The 20,180-nt window shown below is 60.2% G+C and carries 18 protein-coding genes; 13 read left to right on the plus strand and 5 right to left on the minus strand.

Features of this window, described 5'->3' with window-relative positions; all coding sequences use genetic code 11:
* Positions 1-13: 13 nt before the first annotated feature.
* The 3 genes from HNQ72_RS02165 (at position 14) to HNQ72_RS02175 (ending at position 1,397) form a co-directional block, all read left to right on the plus strand.
* The gene (locus tag HNQ72_RS02165) at positions 14-271 is read left to right on the plus strand and encodes a hypothetical protein (protein ID WP_183989362.1); all 258 of its coding nucleotides are present in this window, start codon (positions 14-16) and stop codon (positions 269-271) included.
* Entirely contained in the window at positions 268-942 is a 675-nt protein-coding gene (gene purQ / locus HNQ72_RS02170; protein WP_183989363.1) for a phosphoribosylformylglycinamidine synthase subunit PurQ, read from the plus strand. The genes HNQ72_RS02165 and purQ overlap by 4 nt, the downstream gene beginning before the upstream one ends.
* A 68-nt stretch (positions 943-1,010) precedes the next feature.
* Entirely contained in the window at positions 1,011-1,397 is a 387-nt protein-coding gene (locus HNQ72_RS02175; protein ID WP_183989364.1) for a hypothetical protein, read from the plus strand.
* A gap of 136 nt (positions 1,398-1,533) precedes the next feature.
* Here HNQ72_RS02175 and HNQ72_RS02180 read toward each other — a convergent pair whose 3' ends face one another.
* Positions 1,534-1,815 (minus strand): DUF1127 domain-containing protein, encoded by a 282-nt coding sequence (locus HNQ72_RS02180; RefSeq protein ID WP_183989365.1) that lies wholly within the window; start codon positions 1,813-1,815, stop codon positions 1,534-1,536.
* 83 nt (positions 1,816-1,898) lie between these two features.
* Between HNQ72_RS02180 and HNQ72_RS02185 the strand changes: the two genes are divergently transcribed.
* The 6 genes from HNQ72_RS02185 (at position 1,899) to HNQ72_RS02210 (ending at position 8,099) form a co-directional block, all read left to right on the plus strand.
* Entirely contained in the window at positions 1,899-3,317 is a 1,419-nt protein-coding gene (locus tag HNQ72_RS02185; protein WP_183989366.1) for an aminotransferase-like domain-containing protein, read from the plus strand.
* 145 nt (positions 3,318-3,462) lie between these two features.
* A complete protein-coding gene (gene purL / locus HNQ72_RS02190) occupies positions 3,463-5,670 on the plus strand; it encodes a phosphoribosylformylglycinamidine synthase subunit PurL (protein WP_183989367.1) in 2,208 nt (735 codons plus the stop codon).
* Positions 5,671-5,840: 170 nt separating this feature from the next.
* The gene (locus HNQ72_RS02195) at positions 5,841-6,077 is read left to right on the plus strand and encodes a BolA/IbaG family iron-sulfur metabolism protein (RefSeq protein ID WP_183989368.1); all 237 of its coding nucleotides are present in this window, start codon (positions 5,841-5,843) and stop codon (positions 6,075-6,077) included.
* Positions 6,078-6,081: 4 nt separating this feature from the next.
* Positions 6,082-6,321 (plus strand): hypothetical protein, encoded by a 240-nt coding sequence (locus HNQ72_RS02200; RefSeq protein WP_183989369.1) that lies wholly within the window; start codon positions 6,082-6,084, stop codon positions 6,319-6,321.
* 119 nt (positions 6,322-6,440) lie between these two features.
* The gene (gene grxD, locus HNQ72_RS02205) at positions 6,441-6,773 is read left to right on the plus strand and encodes a Grx4 family monothiol glutaredoxin (protein WP_183821628.1); all 333 of its coding nucleotides are present in this window, start codon (positions 6,441-6,443) and stop codon (positions 6,771-6,773) included.
* A gap of 144 nt (positions 6,774-6,917) precedes the next feature.
* Complete coding sequence (locus tag HNQ72_RS02210) at positions 6,918-8,099, plus strand: multidrug effflux MFS transporter (RefSeq protein ID WP_183991231.1); 1,182 nt, start codon at positions 6,918-6,920, stop codon at positions 8,097-8,099.
* A gap of 194 nt (positions 8,100-8,293) precedes the next feature.
* Here the strand turns inward: HNQ72_RS02210 and HNQ72_RS02215 are convergent, their stop codons facing one another.
* Complete coding sequence (locus HNQ72_RS02215) at positions 8,294-8,941, minus strand: invasion associated locus B family protein (RefSeq protein ID WP_183989370.1); 648 nt, start codon at positions 8,939-8,941, stop codon at positions 8,294-8,296.
* 276 nt (positions 8,942-9,217) lie between these two features.
* Here HNQ72_RS02215 and HNQ72_RS02220 point away from each other — a divergent pair, with 276 nt between their 5' ends.
* The 3 genes from HNQ72_RS02220 to HNQ72_RS02230 are packed head-to-tail and all read left to right on the plus strand — an operon-like array spanning position 9,218 to position 12,682.
* Positions 9,218-11,023, plus strand: coding sequence for an extracellular solute-binding protein (locus HNQ72_RS02220; RefSeq protein ID WP_183989371.1), 1,806 nt, complete (start codon positions 9,218-9,220; stop codon positions 11,021-11,023).
* Positions 11,024-11,048: 25 nt separating this feature from the next.
* On the plus strand, positions 11,049-11,720 hold the full coding sequence (locus HNQ72_RS02225; RefSeq protein WP_183989372.1) for a DsbA family oxidoreductase: 672 nt from the start codon (positions 11,049-11,051) through the stop codon (positions 11,718-11,720).
* Between the two features lie 20 nt (positions 11,721-11,740).
* Complete coding sequence (locus HNQ72_RS02230) at positions 11,741-12,682, plus strand: DMT family transporter (RefSeq protein WP_183989373.1); 942 nt, start codon at positions 11,741-11,743, stop codon at positions 12,680-12,682.
* A gap of 639 nt (positions 12,683-13,321) precedes the next feature.
* Here HNQ72_RS02230 and mfd read toward each other — a convergent pair.
* Positions 13,322-16,840, minus strand: coding sequence for a transcription-repair coupling factor (gene mfd / locus HNQ72_RS02235; protein ID WP_183989374.1), 3,519 nt, complete (start codon positions 16,838-16,840; stop codon positions 13,322-13,324).
* The gene (locus HNQ72_RS02240; protein ID WP_183989375.1) at positions 16,837-17,160 is read right to left on the minus strand and encodes an FAD assembly factor SdhE; all 324 of its coding nucleotides are present in this window, start codon (positions 17,158-17,160) and stop codon (positions 16,837-16,839) included. Before HNQ72_RS02240 ends, mfd begins: the two co-directional genes overlap by 4 nt.
* Positions 17,161-17,250: 90 nt before the next feature.
* Between HNQ72_RS02240 and recG the strand changes: the two genes are divergently transcribed.
* Positions 17,251-19,356, plus strand: a complete 2,106-nt coding sequence (gene recG, locus HNQ72_RS02245; RefSeq protein WP_183989376.1) for an ATP-dependent DNA helicase RecG — start codon at positions 17,251-17,253, stop codon at positions 19,354-19,356.
* Here the strand turns inward: recG and HNQ72_RS02250 are convergent.
* Positions 19,334-20,083: a DUF502 domain-containing protein gene (locus HNQ72_RS02250; RefSeq protein WP_183989377.1), complete on the minus strand. Its 750-nt coding sequence runs from the start codon at positions 20,081-20,083 to the stop codon at positions 19,334-19,336. The genes recG and HNQ72_RS02250 overlap by 23 nt on opposite strands.
* Positions 20,084-20,180: the final 97 nt, after the last annotated feature.

The following is a 20,180-nucleotide window of genomic DNA, read 5'->3' on the forward strand; positions in this document are numbered from 1 at the left end:
CGGAGTACGTGTCATGGCTGAAGTCACCAGTGAACTCATGTATGAACTTATGAAGCGCATACATGTAGACCTGGGTGACCTCAAGCTAGGCCAGCGAGAGTTGAAAGCAGAGATAAATGCGATGCGGGGAACAATGGTCTCGCTGCATCAGGATATTCTCAACATCAATACAACCCTGGCGCGGCACGAGTTGCGCCTCGACCGTATCGAAAACCGCCTGGAACTGCGGGAGTTCCAGGAAGCCCAAGCAAGGTTTGAACCACAGCCATGAAGTCAGCCGTCGTCCAGCTCCCAGGTCTCAACCGCGATCGCGACATGATCGCCGCCCTCACCAAGATTTCCGGCAAGGCGCCAATCACCGTCTGGCAGACGGAAACGAGCATTCCCGATGACGTCGACCTGATCGTCATCCCGGGCGGCTTTTCCTATGGCGATTACCTGCGTTGCGGTGCAATCGCTGCCCGCATGCCGGTCATGCAGGCGATCAAGGAAAAGGCTGAAAAGGGCGTCAAGGTTCTCGGCGTCTGCAACGGCTTCCAGATCCTCGTTGAGGCAGGCCTCCTGCCCGGCGCCCTGATGATGAATTCCTCACTGAAATTCGTCTGCAAGGAAGTGAAGCTCGAGATCGTCAATGCCGAGACGGACTTCACCCGCGCCTATGAAAAGGGACAGATCATCCGCTGCCCGGTCGCCCACCATGAGGGCAATTATTTCGTCGACCAGGAAACCCTGAAGTCGATGAACGGCAATGGCCAGGTCGTCTTCCGCTACGCCGAAGGCACAAACCCCAACGGCGCGATCGAAGATATTGCCGGTGTCGTCAATGCCCGCGGCAACGTTCTCGGCATGATGCCCCATCCGGAAAACCTCATCGAAGCAGCCCACGGCGGCAGCGACGGCCGCGGCATCTTCGCATCGGCGCTGGACGTCATCGCAGCCTGATCCTAACACGGGTGTCGGCAAATAAGGCCGACGCTTGCTTTATCAGCCATTTTTGGAAACGCACGCAGATGGCCTGCCGCTTTTCGACTGCAATTTCTGTAACCGTTCTTGCCGCAGTCCTGGCCGCATGCCAGGCAAAACCCGTCGTGCAATCCAGCCCTTCGGCACTGGACATCATGGAAAAGGTTGCCGTTGCTGCAAACCGCTGCTGGTTCAAGTCCGGTGACGCAGCATTCAAGTCCTATGCCTTCGCGCCGGAACTATCGTCCTTCTCGGGACGTCCGCGTATCCTCTTGACCCGCAAGGGCTCGTCCGACATTCGCCCGCTCCTCGTCGTCCAGGCGGAAGGCAAGCCTGCGCGCCTCAGCGCCTTCGGCCCGATAATGAACGAACAGCTCGGTACCCGCGTTGGTGCCGACGTCAAGCGCTGGGCTGCCGGCAACAGCAACTGCTGACATAAAAAAAGGCCTATCCGGCGGTTGGGATGCCGGACAGGCCCTTTGCACCTGTTACAGGTGCCTGGTGCAATTGACGCGAATGAGGGGACCGGCTTCGCGTTCGCAATTGCACTGAATATTCAAGCGCGCATTCTCAGCCCAGGAACCAGGATTTCCCTGCTTCACGATTGGCTGCAATCCGCGTCACGCCGATATCCCGCAGCTGGCTCTCGTCCATATCAAGGAGAGCCGCCCGTCCGCAGCGCCGCGTCATCGCGTTCTTCAGCACATCGATCAATCCGGCAATGATACCGAACCGAACCGTCATGGTCGCTTCCGGCAGAAGATCCTTGGCGACATAGAAGGCGGTCTCGCGTTCGTAGCGATCGGGATAAATTGTATCTATTGTAACGAGATATTCGTCATACTTGCGCATTTCGCACCTGTTGGCGTTTCGTTGCATTGCCTGCATTGTGGATACATTGACTCAAAAATCACCGCAATGTAATCATTGTCACTATGACAAAATGGCTCCCAGATCTTCAGGAGGGCTCCGGCCCGCTCTATACCCGATTGGCCGACCAGATGGAGAAAGCCATCGAAACCGGCGACTTACCGTCAGGTAGCAAGCTTCCGCCGCAGCGAAATCTTGCTTACGATGTCGGGGTGACAATCGGCACGGTCAGCCGGGCTTACTCGCTTCTGCATGAGCGTGGGCTGGTCAATGGCGAGGTCGGACGCGGCACCTACGTCCTGAAGCGCGATGAGGATGTTCCTCAAAACGACCAATATCCCGTTTCCATCAGCATTGCCGGCACACGGCCGCTGCAGGCGCCGTCGGGCAAGATCCGTTTCGACAGCACAGCCGCTCCCGATCTCGGCCAGAGCGAGACAATCGCGGAGATAACATCAGAAATCATGCGCGACTGTCCGCACGACGTTGCCGGCTACACCCGCACTTCGCCCGATCATTGGCAGCAGGCCGGTGTTCGCTGGCTGAGCTATGGCGACTGGGTTCCTGCTGCCGACTCGATTGTCCCCACACTCGGCGCCCATGCCGGGATCATGTCGATCATCGCAGTCCTCACCAATCCGGGCGACAGGATCGCCTTCGAGCACCACACCTATTCGCAGGTAAGCCGCGCCGCCGGCCTCGTCGGTCGACGGATATCGCTGGTCAATTCGGATACACACGGCGTCATGCCCGACGATTTCGAGCGAGCCTGCGTGCAGGAGCATCCGAAGATCGCCTTCTTCATGTCCTCGGTGCAGAACCCGACCTTGGCAACCATGCCGCTCGAGCGGAGAGAAGCCATCGCTGCCATCGCACGCAAATACAATGTCTGGCTGATCGAGGACAATCTCTACGGCGCCATGGACAAGGGAGACATTCCGTTGATCGCGACGCTCGCGCCGGAGCGGACTTTCGTGGTCGACGGCCTGTCGAAATCCGTATCGGCCGGCATTCGCGGCGGATGGGTCGCCTGCCCACCTCACCTTGCCCAACGCGTAAGGGTCGCCCACAAGATGACGACCGGTGGCATGCCCTTCCTGCTTGCCGAACTGAGTGCCCGTCTCGTGCTCAGCGGCGCAGCAGATCTGATTTGGGAACTCTGTCGCTCGGAGATCAACGCCCGTGAAGCCATGGCCCGCGAAATCCTCGCCGGTTACGACTTCAACTCCAATTCCGACATTCCCTTCCTTTGGCTGAAGCTGCCCGACCCCTGGCTTTCCGCCACATTCAAGAACGCCGCCTATGCGGACGGCCTGCTGCTTGACGACGAGGCGGAATTCAAGGCCGGCAGGTCGGAAAAGATAATCCATCGCGTCCGTATCGGCTTTTCCTCGCCAGGATCCATGCAGGAAGTCAATGATGGACTGAGGATCGTGCGAAGCCTGCTGGACAATGGCTCCGGCGGTTATGACAGTCTCGCCTAGAGGCAACCTTCTGCGATTTTGAAACATAGCGGGTAGCAATCCCCGGCCTTCATCCGGCCGGGCCGATTTTCCTGTCGCACTCGCGCCATAGTTAGGTTAAAGAGGCGCCAAAAGCCCCCGACCGGCAGCCATTCCAGGATAAAAGATGACGATCTCCAATTCCCGCCAGATCACCCCGGAACTCATTGCCTCTCACGGCCTCAAGCCGGATGAGTACCAGCGCATCCTTGATCTGATCGGACGCGAACCGAGCTTCACCGAGCTTGGTATCTTCTCTGCCATGTGGAACGAGCACTGCTCCTACAAGTCTTCCAAGAAATGGCTGCGCACGCTGCCCACCAAGGGCCGCCGCGTCATCCAGGGACCGGGCGAAAATGCCGGTGTCGTCGATATCGATGACGGCGACGTTGTCGTCTTCAAGATGGAGAGCCACAACCACCCGTCCTATATCGAACCCTATCAGGGTGCGGCGACCGGCGTGGGCGGCATTCTGCGTGACGTCTTCACCATGGGCGCGCGTCCGATTGCAGCGATGAACGCCCTGCGCTTCGGCGCTCCTGACCACGCCAAGACCAAGCATCTCGTTTCCGGCGTCGTTGCCGGCGTTGGCGGTTACGGCAATTCCTTCGGCGTCCCGACTGTCGGCGGCGAAGTCGAATTCGATCCGCGCTATAACGGCAACATCCTCGTCAACGCCTTTGCAGCCGGCCTTGCCAAGTCCGACGGCATCTTCCTGTCAGAAGCCAAGGGCGTCGGCCTGCCGGTCGTTTATCTCGGCGCAAAGACAGGCCGCGACGGCGTCGGTGGCGCCACGATGGCCTCTGCTGAATTCGACGAGTCTATCGAAGAAAAGCGCCCGACCGTTCAGGTCGGCGACCCCTTCACCGAAAAGTGCCTGCTGGAAGCCTGCCTTGAACTGATGAAGACGGGCGCGGTCATCGCCATTCAGGACATGGGTGCTGCCGGACTCACCTGCTCGGCCGTCGAAATGGGCGCCAAGGGCGACCTCGGCATCGAGCTTTATCTCGACAAGGTGCCGGTCCGCGAAGAGCAGATGACGGCCTATGAAATGATGCTGTCGGAAAGCCAGGAGCGCATGCTCATGGTTCTCGAGCCCTCCAAGGAAGAAGTCGCCAAGGCGATCTTCGTCAAGTGGGGCCTCGACTTCGCCATCGTCGGCAAGACGACCGACGACCTGCGCTTCCGCGTGATTCATCAGGGCGAAGACGTTGCCGACCTGCCGATCAAGGATCTCGGCGACCAGGCACCGGAATATGATCGTCCGTGGATCCAGCACACCGTTCGTGACGCCCTGCCCGCTTCGCAGGTCGCAGAGCCTTCCGATTACAACGAGGCACTTCTGACGCTGGTCGGCTCGCCGAACCAGTCCAGCCGTCGCTGGGTCTGGGAACAGTACGACACGCTGATCCAGGGCAACTCGCTGCAGCTTCCGGGCGGCGACGCTGGCGTCGTGCGCGTCGAAGGCCATGCGTCGAAGGCGCTTGCATTCTCCTCCGACGTCACCCCGCGTTATGTCGAGGCCGATCCGTATGAAGGCGGCAAGCAGGCAGTCGCCGAATGCTGGCGCAATATCGTTGCCACCGGCGCGGAACCGCTGGCGGCAACCGACAACCTCAATTTCGGCAACCCGGAAAAGCCGGAAATCATGGGCCAGCTCGTCGGCGCCATCAAGGGCATCGGCGAGGCCTGCACCGCGCTCGACTTCCCGATCGTCTCCGGCAACGTCTCGCTCTATAACGAGACCAACGGCGTCGCGATCCTGCCGACCCCGACCATTGCCGGCGTTGGCCTGATGGGCGACTGGCAGAAAATGGCTCGTATCGGTTCGGCCAAGGATGGCGACGTGCTGATCATGATCGGCACCGATGGCAGCCATCTCGGCTCGTCGATCTACCTGCGCGACATTCTGGATTCGACCGATGGCCCTGCCCCGACCGTCGATCTCATCGCAGAACGCCGCAACGGTGAATTTGTCCGCGCCGTCATCCGCAATGCCCAGGTCACCGCCTGCCACGACATTTCCTCTGGCGGCCTTGGCCTCGCGCTTGCGGAAATGGCAATGGCGTCGAACACCGGCATGGCCGTCAGCCTCGCAGACCAGCAGGGACCGGCGCACGCGCTTCTTTTCGGCGAAGACCAGGCCCGTTACGTGATCGCGGTTTCGGCCGACCTTGCAAACTTCGTCCAGGCCAGCGCCGAAAGCGCCGGCGTTCCGTTCCGCACGCTCGGCAAGGTTGGCGGTGAAGCACTGGTTGTCGAAGGCGTCGTCAACGTCGCCGTCAGCGACCTGACCGCAGCCCACGAAAAGTGGTTCCCATCCTTCATGGCCTAAACGCCTTCATGGCTTAATCGCCTCGCAAGCTTCTGTGAATTGATGACAATGCCGGCGAAGAGTAATCTTCGCCGGCATTGTCGCTTTGACCGGGCCGAAAGTTTGAGGCAGTGTTCAAACGGACAAGCACCCGGCAACGATTCCGGGAGAAACAAGAAGGACATAACTGCATGCCCATGCGACCCGGCGAAATCGAAGACATGATCAAGGCGGGCATTCCCGGCGCCAAGGTCACCATCAGGGATCTTGCAGGCGACGGTGATCATTATGCCGCCGAAGTCGTGGCGGAAGTCTTCCGTGGCAAGAGCCGCGTCCAGCAGCACCAGATGGTCTACGATGCGCTGAAGGGCAATATGGGCGGTGTGCTGCACGCGCTCGCGCTTCAAACATCGGCTCCTGCGGATTGACGTCATGAACAGCCTCGTCAACCAGATCGTCACCGGCGTTGTCGAAAGCCTGGTGAAGGAACTGCTCGGCAAGTCGCACGGGAAGACGGCAAGCAGGCGCAAGAAACGCGCCGCGAAGTCCGCCTCAACAACGACGAGCGCGGCCAAACGGAAGGCGGCAACGACGCGCAACGCCAAACCCGCTCGCAAGCAGGTCAGCAAACGCCGGACGACGGCCAGCCGTAGCAGGCAACGCAGCCGCTAGGTTTGCATCTTTTGCGTCTGGTGTTTGGCATTCAGCGCTGGAATTAATAAGGCTGCCTTGCTATTTAAGGGCAACGCGCAGCGCAGCGGTCCTTGAAACCGCATGTGAAAGGATATGATATGAGCGGCATTAACGATCTCATCGACAACGAAATCAAGACCAACGACGTCGTGCTTTTCATGAAAGGCACACCGCAGTTTCCCCAGTGTGGTTTCTCCGGCCAGGTCGTCCAGATCCTCGACTACCTCGGCGTCGACTACAAGGGCATCAACGTTCTTGCAGACGCGGAAATCCGCCAGGGCATCAAGGACTATTCCAACTGGCCGACCATCCCGCAGCTTTACGTCAAGGGCGAGTTCATCGGCGGCTGCGACATCGTCCGCGAAATGTTCCAGTCGGGTGAACTCAAGAGCCATTTCGAAGGTCAGGGTGTGAACGTACGCGCCGCCTGATAGATCAGTCGATTTATTCGCGAAAAACTCGAAGGCGCCGTCCCCCACGGCGCCTTTCCCATTCTTTAGGAAATCACTGTGACAAATCCTTCACAAACGGCGGCGGCCCGTCTCCAGGGCGTCGGCAAGACGGAATTCATCGCGATGATGGCGGCGCTGATGGCGCTGAATGCACTCGCCATCGACATCATGCTTCCCGGCCTGCAGCAGATCGGCGAATCGCTCGGCGTCGCGGACCCCAATCACCGCCAATACGTGGTCTCGGCCTACCTGTTCGGTTTCGGCGTCGCACAACTGCTCTACGGGCCGCTTTCCGACCGTTTCGGCCGTCGCAAGCCGCTCCTGGCCGGTCTCGGGATCTATATCGTCTCCGCCATCGCCGTCGTTTTTATTCCAAGCTTTGCCGGCCTGCTGATCCTTCGTTTCATCCAGGGCCTCGGATCGGCCGCCACACGCGTGATTTCGGTTTCCATCGTTCGCGACGTCTATGGCGGCCGCGCCATGGCCGAAGTCATGTCGCTGATCATGATGGTCTTCATGATCGTCCCCATCATTGCCCCGGGAACCGGCCAGGTCGTCCTGTTCTTCGGCAACTGGCACCTGATCTTTGCGTTTATCGCTGTGGTCGGTATTATCGTCACCTGGTGGGTGGCAAGGCGGTTGCCCGAAACGCTGCATGAGGATGATGTGCGCCCGTTCACCGCTTCATCCGTGCTGGCCGGCTTCATCATCGTGCTGACCAACCGGGTGGCGCTCTGCTACACGCTCGCAAGCACGTTCATCCTGGGCGCCCTGTTCGGATTCATCAACTCCGCAGAGCAGGTCTACAATCAGATCTACGGTCTTGGCGTCTGGTTCCCCGTGGCATTTGCAGCCGTCGCGGTGTTCATGTCCCTGTCGGCATTCCTCAATTCTCGGCTTGTCGGGCGCTTCGGCATGCGCCGCCTGTCGCATGGCGCGCTGATCGGCTTCATCACCACCACATTGATCTGGCTTCTCATCCAGATTCTCGGCCCGCAGCCCATGCCCTTCCCTCTGTTCCTGCTGCTTTTCGCGCTCACCATGTTCCAGTTCGGCTGGATCGCATCGAACTTCAACTCGCTGGCAATGGAACCCTTGGGACATGTCGCCGGTACGGCATCGTCGGTGCTCGGCTTCATGGGAACCGTCGGCGGCGCTGCAATCGGTGCAATGATCGGCCAGTCCTTCAACGATACGGCACTGCCTATGGTCGCGGGCTTTTTCGCCGTCTCGATTATCGGTCTCGCCTTCGTGCTGATCGGCGAAAAGGGCAAGCTGTTCCACCCGCACAATCCCAAGGTCTGAACAAGCTCGGCTCGCCTTTCCGGACGAACGGAGCGACTTTAGGACACACCGACAATTGAAAAGACCGCGGCGCTGATGGCGTCGCGGTCTTTTGCTGTTCACGGCTCCCCACGAAAAGGGAGCAGCATCAGCACAAAAAGAAAGGGCGCCCCGAAGGAGCGCCCTTTCTTTTAAAATCGTCTGGCAGAAAGATCTTACTGACCCTGCTTGGCAGCAGACTGAGCTTCTTCCAGCTTCTTGCGGGCTTCTTCAGCCTTCTTCTGCATGCCTTCTTCCAGCGAACGCTGGCTTTCAGCCAGCTGCGACTGGGTGATTGCCGGGCCGTCGAAAGCGCCGGTAAAGCCACCCAGCGAAACCTTGATCGGGTTCGGAGCGCGACGGAAGTTCATCGAGGTGAAGACAACCTCGTTGCCCTTCTTCAGGCTGGCGATCATGGCGTCGGTCAGCGGAACTTCAGCCGTGCACTTGTCCGGCAGGCAGACGGTGTAGTCGAGCTTCTGGCCCTTGCCGCCATCGATCTGCATGACGACGCCAGGAGGAACGAGACGCGCAGTCGGTACAGACACCTGAAGGATCTTGCGGTTGACCTTGCCTTCAAGCGTGATCAGGCCGACAGCGGTGATCAGCTGGCCGTTCTGTGCAAGGATGACGTTCTGCACGACGCAGAGGTCGGCGTCGTCCTGCTTGGAGCAGGTCTTGAACCAACCGAGCGGAGGAGCGCCAGGCGCCGCCGGTGCTGCGGCCTGCTGGGCCGATGCCGCGAACGGCATGGCAGCCGTGCCAACGGTAAGAGCCAGAGCGGACATAGCCGTCCGCAGAACTTTGGTAGCCTTAAGATTCATAACGAGATCCGTCTCCTGAAAACCCTAGGACGCGGCAAAGCCTTCAATCCCTCGGGGCGTCGTTCTGATGTGTCACCTGAGGTTCAAATGAGGCTTTTGAATGACCCCATCTCTTGTGCCTCTGTTACATCGCGGCCGCTCCGATATCCAGCCCCCGCCGTGATTTTTGAACACGCGTAAGCGGTAAACACCGCTGTTTTATGGAATGCACGAGGTTGGTCGTAGGGCAAGACTGGTCTATTTTGCGGCGAATCGGCGATACCTATCGGGGTTCTTATGCGGCACTATCTTATATTGTTGATTGCGGTCTTTTTGCCGCTTCCGCTGGCAGCAGCCCCGGTTCACGGTATTGCCATGCACGGCGCGCCGAGCCTGCCCGCAGACTATCGCCATTTTGACTACGTCAACCCCGAGGTAAAGAAGGGCGGTTCGGTTCGTTATGGCGTGGTCGGCACCTATGACAGCCTCAATCCGTTCAACTTGAAGAGCATCCGCACCACGGCCCGCGGCATCTGGGATCCGGCTTTCGGCAACCTGATTTACGAAACGCTGATGACCCGCTCGGGCAACGAACCCTTTACGCTTTACGGCTTGCTGGCGGAATCGGTCGAATGGGACGATCAGCGCACATTCATCCAGTTCAACCTGAACCCCAAGGCCCGCTGGTCGGACGGCCAGCCGGTAACGCCGGATGATGTGATCTTCTCGCTCGAAGTGCTGCGCGACAAGGGTCGCGTCCCCTTCTCATCGCGGCTCGACCGGATTTCAAAAATGGAAAAGGTCGGAGAGCACAGCGTGCGCTTCACCTTCAACGAAAAGGCCGACCGCGAGTTTCCGCTGATCCTTGCAAGTTCCACCCCTATCCTGCCGAAACACGCGATCGACGTCGATTCGTTCGACCAGTCGACGCTGAAGCCGCCGATCGGCTCCGGCCCCTACCTGATCAGGACCGTCGCCCCCGGCGAACGCATCGTTTATGAGCGCAATCCGGATTACTGGGGAAAGGATATTCCGTCCAAGGTCGGATTCGACAATTACGACCGGATCTCGGTCGAATATTTCCTGCAGGAATCGACGATGTTCGAAGCCTTCAAGAAAGGCGCAGTCGACATCTACCTCGAAGGCAGCCCCACCCACTGGGAGCGCGCCTATGATTTCCCGGCCGCCCATAACGGTGACGTCATCAAGGACACGTTCACCCCGCAGCTGCCGACTGGCATGCTCGGCTTCGTCTTCAATACGCGGAGAGCTCTCTTTTCCGACGTTAATGTCCGCGCCGGCCTCTCTCTCGTCTTCGATTTCGAATGGGCAAACCGCAACCTGTTCGAAAATGCCTATACCCGCACCGAAAGCTTCTGGCAGGGCTCGCCGCTCTCCTCGCTCGGCAGGCCGGCCGATGAGCGCGAACTGAACATCCTCGGGCCTGCGAAAGACCGAATCGAGCCGGAAATGCTCGACGGCACCTATCACCTGCCGAAAACCGACGGCTCCGGCGCTGACCGCGTCATTCTCAAAAAGGCGGTCGATCTCCTGGCAATGGGCGGCTACACGATCAAGGACGGCAGGATGTCGGATGAGCGCGGCCGTCAGCTCTCCTTCGAAGTCATGGCGCAGACCGTTGACCAGGAAAAGCTCGCCATCACCTACCAGCGCAGTCTCAGGCTGATCGGCATCGCCATGCGCATCCGCACCGTCGATGATTCGCAATATCAGGCCCGCTCGTCGAGCTTCGACTACGACGTCATCATCAAGTCCTATCCGTCCTCCCTGTCCCCCGGTATCGAGCAGATCGGCCGCTGGGGGTCGACTGCGCGCGACGCTCAGGGCAGCTTCAATTTTGCTGGAACGGCAGACCCGGACATCGACCGCCTGATCGAGGCCATGCTGACGGCCCGCTCGAAGGAGGATTTCCAGGCATCGGTGCGGGCCTACGACCGGCTGCTGCTTTCCGGTCACTATATCGTGCCGCTCTATCACGTACCCAATCAATGGGTGGCGCGACGCAAGCATATAAGCTATCCCGAAACTCTGCCTCTCTATGGCTACCAGCTAAACACCTGGTGGGATAACCGGGCGCAATAAGTTTTCATATTTAGAGGATAGCGCCATGGAGCGTGTCACAATCGACCTCGTCTCGGATGTCGTCTGCCCCTGGTGTTATCTGGGCAAGGCAAGGCTCGAACTCGCCATCGCCGAAGTGCAAGGCGAAGTCGGCATCGACATCAACTGGCGCCCCTACCGGCTGAACCCGGACATCCCGCCGGAAGGCGTCGACCAGAAGGCCTATCTCGAAGCAAAACTCGGCGGCGCGGAAGCGGTCGCCCGCGGCCATGAGATGCTCACCAAGCTCGGCCTGGAAGTCGGCATCCGTTACGATTTCGACGCGATCAAAATCGGACCGAATACGCTCGATGCCCATCGCCTGATCCATTGGGCCTCGCTTGAAAGCCGCGAAATCCAGGACCGCGTCGTCACCGCGCTCTTCAAGGCGAATTTCGAAGACGGAAAAAATGTCGGTGACCACACGGTTCTTGCCGAAATCGCCGAAAGCTGCAGCATGAACCGCAAGCTCATCGAAAACCTTCTGGCGTCCGATGCAGACAGGGATCTCATTCTCGGCGAAATCGATGCAGCCCAGAAGATGGGCGTCAATGGCGTTCCTTTCTTTATCATGGACGGGCAATATGCCGTCAGCGGCGCCCAGACACCCGACGTGCTTGCAGACGCGTTCCGCGACATCGCAAGACTCAAGGCCGAAGCCCGCAAGGGCATGATCTGATTTTCGAGAAAGACACGTTCGTGCAGAAAGATCAGACCCTCAAGGGTGTCCTCCTCGCCTTTGCCGCCTTCGCCGCCTATGCCTTCAGCGACGCCAGCGTCAAGCTGATCGAGGGGCAACTCAGCCCCTATCAGTCGTCATTCCTAGGAGCGGCGTTCTGCCTGATAGGCCTGCCCTTCATCATGAAGAAGGGTGATCGCTGGGCCGATATCTTCAATACGACCAACCGACCGCTCTGGTTCCTGCGCTTTGTGGCACAAGCTGGCGGCACGATCGGCAGCGTCACCGCATTCACCCATCTTTCGATGGCGGAAGCCTTTGCGCTGATCTTCCTGCTTCCTTCCTTCGTCACCATCATGTCGGTGATCTTTTTGAAGGAGAAGGTTGGCGTAAAACGTTGGGCCGCCGTCGTCATCGGCTTTATCGGCGTCATGGTCGTCCTTCGTCCAGGCTTCCGTGAACTGTCGATCGGCCATCTCGGCGCCGTCTTCGGCGGATTGAGCGGTGCCATCTCGATCGTCGTTTTCCGCGCCATGGGACCGTCGGAAAAGAATATATCGCTTTATGGTGCAGGCGTGCTCGGAACGCTGGTCGTCTGCGGCGCCCTTGCCATCCCCGGCTTTATGGCTCCGACCGCGATACAATGGGTCTGGCTCGCCGGTTACGGCCTGCTCGCAGCGCTCGCCGCCATCCTTCTCATGTGTGCGGCAAATCACGCCCCTGCCACTATGATCGGACCGACCCAATACAGTCAGATGATCTGGGCGGTGATCTTCGGCTATCTCGTCTTCGGCGATCATATCGATCTAGCCATGGTCATCGGTATCGTCCTGATCGTCGGCTCTGGTCTTTTGACCCTGATGCGCGAGAAAGTCCGCGGCACGCCGCTTCCGCCCGCCGTTGCCCCCAACGCTCAGGCCGCCGCAATGATTGCGCCGGATGGCAGAGACAAGAAGTCCTGACAAGAGGCCGGGGATGATCCCGGCCCGGCTTCACGGTATTTCAGTCACTTAGTCATTTTTCCATCCCCGCTCTATCGCCCCATGCCTACAATCTCCCCGTTCCGTCACGGATACACCGGCAGGCGTGCCGGCGAGACGGGATCGGCGCTGGTGGTGAAGGGACGACGTGAACCGTCACCATCGGGGTCCGCGGAAAATGGTCTCCCTCCGGCGACACGGGGGAAGCGGCAAGGTTTTCGGACCGGCCTGCCGCTTCTGATGCCCGAACGGCGCGTCGGACGTGCCTGTGCGGCACACATGGTAGCCTCAAGGATGGTTTCGCCGGGCGTTCAAGTCCGCTCGTGAAAGCGGGAAACCCGGCGGCGGCGACATGGAGGGTTGGCGATAAGTCGTTTCGCCCGTTTTCCATCGAGCCAGACGAACATCATCCGGCAAGGCAACGGCAGAGAGACCGGAGTCGCGGATAAAAACTGCCGAACGGGGCGCTGAGAGGTGTCACCTATAAACTAACTTACGAGGCAGCTTTCAGCGCCCCGTCCGTTAAAGCCTCTTCGAGCTGACCCTCGAGAGGAAAAACGAGGATCGCCAAGGGAGTATAGTGTTCATACCGGGGCAGACCTCTTCAGCCCCGGCACAGGCTCACCCCTTCGCCAGCTCCGCAAACTGGGTCATGATCTGGGCGGCGGCGGCCAGGCGCTTCATCGGCGTCGGCAGGTCGCGGTTGAGGAAGATGCTCTGGTCCGGCCTGATCTTGGCGAGCGATCCCTGCTTGGCGATATAGCCGACGAGATTGGCCGGGTTGGGGAACTGCTTGTCGCGGAAAGCGATGACAACGCCCTTCGGACCGGCATCGACCTTCTCGACATTGGCCTTGCGGCACAGCGACTTGATGTAGACGACCTTGAGCAGGTTCTGCACCTCGGGCGGCATCGGTCCGAACCGGTCCACCATCTCCGCGCCAAAACCGTCGATTTCCGACAGTTCCTGCACCTCGCCGAGACGACGATAAAGCCCCATGCGCAGATGCAGATCCGGAACGTAATTTTCCGGGATCATCGTGGTGATGCCGACGGAAATCTGCGGCGACCAGCCGGTATCGACGATCTCGTCCTCACCCTTCACCTCGGCCACCGCTTCCTCCAGCATCTGCTGGTAAAGCTCGAAACCGACTTCCTTGATATGGCCGGACTGTTCCTCGCCCAAGAGATTGCCCGCGCCGCGAATATCGAGGTCGTGGCTCGCCAGCTGGAAACCCGCGCCAAGCGTATCGAGCGACTGCAGAACCTTGAGGCGGCGATCCGCCATCTGCGTCAGCGTCTTGTTGACCGGCAGCGTGAACAGCGCGAACGCCCTCACCTTCGAGCGGCCGACACGGCCACGCAGCTGGTAGAGCTGAGCGAGACCGAACATGTCGGCGCGATGGACGATCAGCGTATTGGCCGTCGGCACGTCGAGACCGGATTCGACGATCGTCGTCGACAGAAGCACGTCATATTTGCCGTCATAGAAGGCATTCATGATGTCTTCCAGTTCGCCCGCAGCCATCTGGCCATGGGCGACAGCCACCTTCAATTCCGGTACATCGGACTGAAGGAAGGCCTGGATATCGGCGAGATCCGCCAATCTCGGGCAGACATAAAAACTCTGGCCGCCGCGATAATGCTCGCGCATCAAAGTCTCGCGAATGACCAGCGGGTCGAACGGCGAGATGAAGGTGCGCACCGCCATGCGGTCGACAGGCGGCGTGGTGATCAGCGACAGTTCGCGAACACCGGTCATGGCAAGCTGCAACGTCCGCGGGATCGGCGTCGCCGACAGCGTCAGCACGTGGACGTCGGTCTTCAGATCCTTCAGCCGCTCCTTATGCTTCACGCCAAAGTGCTGCTCCTCATCGATAATGAGAAGTGAGAGATTGGCGAACTGGATGCCGGTGCCAAGCAGCGCATGGGTACCGACGACGATATCCACCTTGCCTTCAGCCAGATCCTTCTTAGTCTGCGCCAGCTCCTTGGTCGACACCAGACGGGAGGCCTGCGCGATCCTGATCGGCAGGCCGCGGAACCGTTCGGAGAATGTCTTGAAATGCTGGCGGGCGAGAAGCGTGGTCGGCACGACCACCGCCACCTGCGCCCCGTTCATGGCAGCGAAGAAGGCCGCACGCAAAGCCACTTCCGTCTTGCCGAAACCGACATCGCCGCAAACGAGGCGATCCATCGGACGGCCGGCAGCCAAATCCTCGCGCACCGATTCGATGGCGTTTTCCTGATCTTCCGTCTCATCATAGGGGAAACGGGCGGCGAACTCGTCATAGAGCCCTTCCGGCGTCGCCAGAACCGGCGCCTTGCGCACCATGCGGGTCGCAGCGATGCGGATCAGATCACCCGCCATGTCGAGCAGGCGCTTCTTCAGCTTCGCCTTGCGGGCCTGCCAAGCGCCACCGCCGAGACGGTCGAGATTGGCTTCCGCCGCATCCGAACCGTAACGCGACAGAAGATCGATGTTTTCGACCGGCAGGAACAGTTTTGCCTGGTCGGCATAATGCAGTTCGAGGCAGGCACGCGGCGCACCGGCCGCCTCGATGGTGATCAGTCCGACGAACTTGCCGATACCATGCTCGGCATGCACGACGAGCGAACCTTCGTCGAGGCCCGCCACTTCGGTGAGGAAATCCGCTCCGCGCTTGCGCCGCTTGCCGCGGCGAACCATACGGTCGCCGAGAATGTCCTGCTCGCCGATGACGGCAATATTGCCCGTCTCGAAACCGGCCTCAAGGCTCATCACGGCAGACGCCGCCTCGCCCTTGTCCAGTTTGTCCAGATCGGCCAGCTTGTCGATCTGCTTGATCCGCTTCAACCCGCGCTCGTCGAGCACCTGCAGCAGACGGTCGAGCGAACCGGCAGACCAGCCGGTGACGAGAACCTTGGTGCCTTCGGCCCGCTTGTCTGCGATATGCTTGACGACGAGATCAAACACATTGACGCGCTCATCCCGATCCTGCGTTTCCGAGCTCGCTTCCGCCTGGCTTTTCGCCCAGCGCGGACCGGTATGCGCATCGAGTGTCACCACCGGGCGACCCGAGGCATCCATCTCGTTGAACGGCGTCAGCCGCAGCGCAGCCGTCTCGTCCAGTGCCGAGGCAAACGCCTTGCCGTCGAGATAAAGCTGACCGGGCGAAACCGGCTTGTAGGGCGTGGAATGTGCCGCAGCACCCTTGCCCTGAGATCCCTGATCGCGCCGCGCCTCGAAATAATCGATGACCAGCTTGGAACGTTCCGCCGCCGCCTCACGCGCCGTATGGTCGGTAACGATGCGGAACCCTGCAAGGTAGTCGAAAGCCGTCTCCAGCTTCTCGTAAAACAGCGGCAGCCAGTGCTCCATGCCCGCATAACGGCGTCCTTCGGAGACGGCCTGATAAAGCGCGTCGTCGCGTGTGGCGGCGCCGAACAGCGACAGATAATTCGTGCGGAAACGACTGATCGTGTCCGGCGTCAGCGTCACTTCGCTCATCGGGTTGAGATCGAGCGACCGCGCCTGCCCCGTCGTGCGCTGGCTGGCCGGATCGAAGCTCCGGATGCTTTCCAGCGTATCGCCGAAGAAATCCAGCCGTACCGGCTCTTCGGTACCCGGCACGAAGACATCGAGAATACCGCCGCGCACAGCGAATTCGCCGACTTCACGCACGGTAGAAACACGATCGAAACCGTTGCGCTCCAGACGGGCGGCGATGTCGTCCATGCGGATCTGGTTGCCGGGCTTGGCCGAAAAGGCGAGGCTTTCGATGATTTCCGCCGGCGCGATCTTCTGCAGCATCGCATTGACGGTGACGAGCACGATCGAAGGATGCGGCTTCTTGGCATGCGCGATCAGCCCCGAAAGCGCTGACAGTCTCCGCGCAGAGACATCCGCACTCGGAGAAACGCGGTCATAGGGAAGGCAATCCCAGGCAGGCAGGGTCAGGACGGGAATTTCCGGTGCGACGAAGGAGAGCATCTGCTCCAGATCGGGCATGCGCTGGCCGTCGGAAAGCACATAAGCCACCGACTGGCCGGAGCGGGCCAATTCGGCAAGAACCATCGGCTCCATGCCGGGCGGCACATTGCCGACCGTCAGTGGCGTCGAGGCCGCTGCAATCTTCTTCGCGTCGAATCCGGAAATCATTGGCCGAGTTTCTCTTTCAGCGAGGCTTCGGTAACGGGAGAAAAGTCCGGCTTGTATGCGGCCACCCGGGCAAACAGCGGCGTGTCGCGGTCCGCAGGCAGCGGCTGCGCACCGGTAATCCAGGCATGGAGATCATGATCATCCTCACCCATGATGGCTTCGAACTCGTCGAGTTCCTCATCCGAAAGTTTTGCGATCTCCGCCTCGGCAAACGAGCCGAAGACGAGATCCATCTCGCGAATGCCGCGATGCCAGCAGCGATAGAGAATACGCCTGCGGCGCGGGTCGAGGTCGGCGCTCGTGCGTGCCAATCCGGTCATGTGCAAATCCCTGTTTTGCCGTTCATATAGGATCAAAATGCGCGCTCGTCACCTTGCCAAATGGCCAAAACTTGCCCCATTTAACCGACCATGCGCCCAGCCATACTCGATCCCCTCTTCGCTTCCGCCTCGTCGCTGCCCGGTGTCGGCCCCAAGATCGCCGACCTGATCGCGAAAGTGACCGGCCGCGAGGACGCCGAAGACTGCCGTGTCGTCGATCTTCTTTTCCACGCGCCCTTCTCGCTGATCGACCGGCGCAACCGCCCCGGCATCGCGCTGGCGCCTCAAGGGTCGATCGTCACCATCGAGGGACGTGTCGACCGCCACCAGCCGCCGGCGCGCGGCACCAACCAGCCCTACCGGGTATTCCTGCACGATGACACGGGCGAACTGGCGCTCACCTTTTTCCGTGCCAAGGGCGACTGGCTGTCGAAGTCACTGCCCATAGACGAACAGGTCATGGTCAGCGGCAAGGTCGACTGGTTCAACGGCCGCGCCTCCATGGTCCACCCGGATTTCATGGTGAAGGTCTCCGAAGCGCAGAACCTGGCCCTTGTCGAACCCGTCTATCCGCTGACCGCAGGCCTGTCGCCGAAGACATTGCGCAAGGTCATCGAGGGTGCAGTAGAACGCCTGCCGGAATTTCCCGAATGGGCCGATGCGCCACTGACACAGAAGCAGAACTTTCCATCGGTCAGCGAAGCCTTCCGCAATCTGCACCACCCGGAAGACGAAAAGGATATCGACCCGAACGCCTCTTCGAGGCGCAGGCTCGCCTATGACGAGTTTTTGGCCGGTCAGGTCTCGCTGGCGCTGGTGCGCCAGAAGATCCGCAAGGTGCCAGGTCAACCGATCCGGGTTAAGGGCGATCTCGCCGCAAGCATCGTCTCGGCCCTGCCCTTCTCGTTGACACCCAGCCAGAAGGCCGCAATTGAGGACATAACCAAAGACATGGCCGGCGAAGACCGGATGCTGCGCCTGCTACAGGGCGATGTCGGTGCCGGCAAGACGCTGGTGGCGCTACTCTCCATGGCGGCCGCCATCGAGGCCGGCGGCCAGGCAGTTCTGATGGCCCCGACTGAAATCCTCGCCCGACAGCATTTTTCGACCATCTCGAAACTCGCAGGCGCCGCCGGCGTCAGTGTCGAACTCCTGACCGGCCGCACAAAGGGCCGCGAACGCGACGCGATCGTTGATCGCATCGCGTCGGGCGAAGCCCAGATCGTCATCGGCACCCATGCGCTGTTTCAGGATACGGTGAGCTACGCCAACCTGATGATGGCGGTGGTCGATGAACAGCATCGTTTCGGCGTCCACCAGCGCCTGCGCCTCACCGCCAAGGGCATTTCTCCGCATATGCTGGTGATGACCGCAACGCCAATCCCGCGCACGCTGGTGCTTGCCGCCTTTGGCGATATGGACGTTTCCAAACTCACCGAAAAGCCCGCCGGCCGCAAACCGATCCAGACCGTCACCGTTCCAACCGAGCGCATCGGCGACATCGTTAGCCGACTAAAAGGCGCCATAGCCGAGGGCAAGAAGGCCTACTGGATCTGCCCGCTGGTCGAAGAATCCGACGTCTCCGAACTGATGTCGGCGGAAGAACGTCACGCAGTCCTTGCCCGAGAACTCGGCGCGAAAAATGTCGGCCTCGTGCATGGGCGAATGGCGGGTCCGGAAAAGGACGCGGTGATGGCCGCCTTCAAGAATGGCGAAATCCGCATGCTGGTCGCCACCACAGTCGTGGAAGTCGGCGTCGACGTGCCGGATGCGACGATCATGGTGATCGAACATGCAGAACGTTTCGGCCTTGCCCAGTTGCATCAGCTGCGCGGCCGGGTCGGCCGTGGCGACGAGGCGTCGACCTGCATTCTGCTCTACAAGGGACCGTTAAGCGAAACCGGCCATGCGCGGCTATCGATCCTCCGCGACAGCGAGGACGGCTTCCTGATTGCGGAAGAAGATCTGAAACTGCGTGGCGAAGGTGAGCTTCTCGGCACCCGCCAATCCGGCACGCCGGGTTTCCGCATTGCCAGCCTGGCGGCCCATGCCGATCTTCTGGAAATCGCCCGCAAGGACGCGACCTATCTGCTCGATCGCGACCCGGACCTGACCAGCGAACGCGGTGAGGCTGTGCGGGTGCTGCTGTATCTGCACCGTCGCGACGAGGCGATCAGGTTTCTGCGGGCGGGATAACGGTGGTTTCTTCGCCACCCTTGCGGCGCGCCTTTGCTGCCTTCTTGCGCGGCGCAGGCAATGCCGGAACCACAGCTCCGCCCGGACTATAATCCGGCGCGATCAGGCCGCCGGAAATCAGCAACTTGGCGCCCTCTTCCGGCGTCATGTCGAGCATGATGATCTTGCTTTTCGGCACGAACATGAGGAAGCCTGCGGTCGGAACCGGTGTTGGCGGCATGAACACCGCGACCATCTCTTCGCCACTCTCGTTCAGCTTCGCCGCGATTTCACCTTGTGCGTCGCCCGCGATGAACACCAGCGCCCACATGCCGGGGCTTGGAAACTCGATCAGTCCGCATTTCTTGAACGAGGTGGACTGTTCGCGCAGGACGGTCTCGAAGATCTGCTTGATGCTCTTGTAGACACTGCGGATCAGCGGCATGCGATGCAGGATCGACTCACCGAAATTGACGATCGATCGGCCGATCAGGTTCTTGCCGAGAAAACCGACGATGGTGATGAACAGGACGGCGATGAGCAGTCCGGTGCCGGGGATCGTCACGTCGAAATAATATTGCGGGTTGTAGCGCTGCGGCAGATAGGGCGTCACCCAGCTGTCGGCCCAATCGATGAAGGTGAAGGTCAACCAGACGGTAATCGCCAGCGGCGCGCAGATGATCAGACCGGTAAGGAAATTATTCCTGAGCCGACCCGCCATCGAAATGCGCTCGGGGCTTTCACTCATCTGATCTTCCTAGGAAATTTCGGCCCGAATCATGATTGGGCATTGCCGCATCGATATGACGCGACAATGCAGGATGGTTTGCTGCGATGCAAGGAAA

Source organism: Aliirhizobium wenxiniae, from assembly GCF_014201355.1.
GTDB lineage: Bacteria > Pseudomonadota > Alphaproteobacteria > Rhizobiales > Rhizobiaceae > Neorhizobium > Neorhizobium wenxiniae.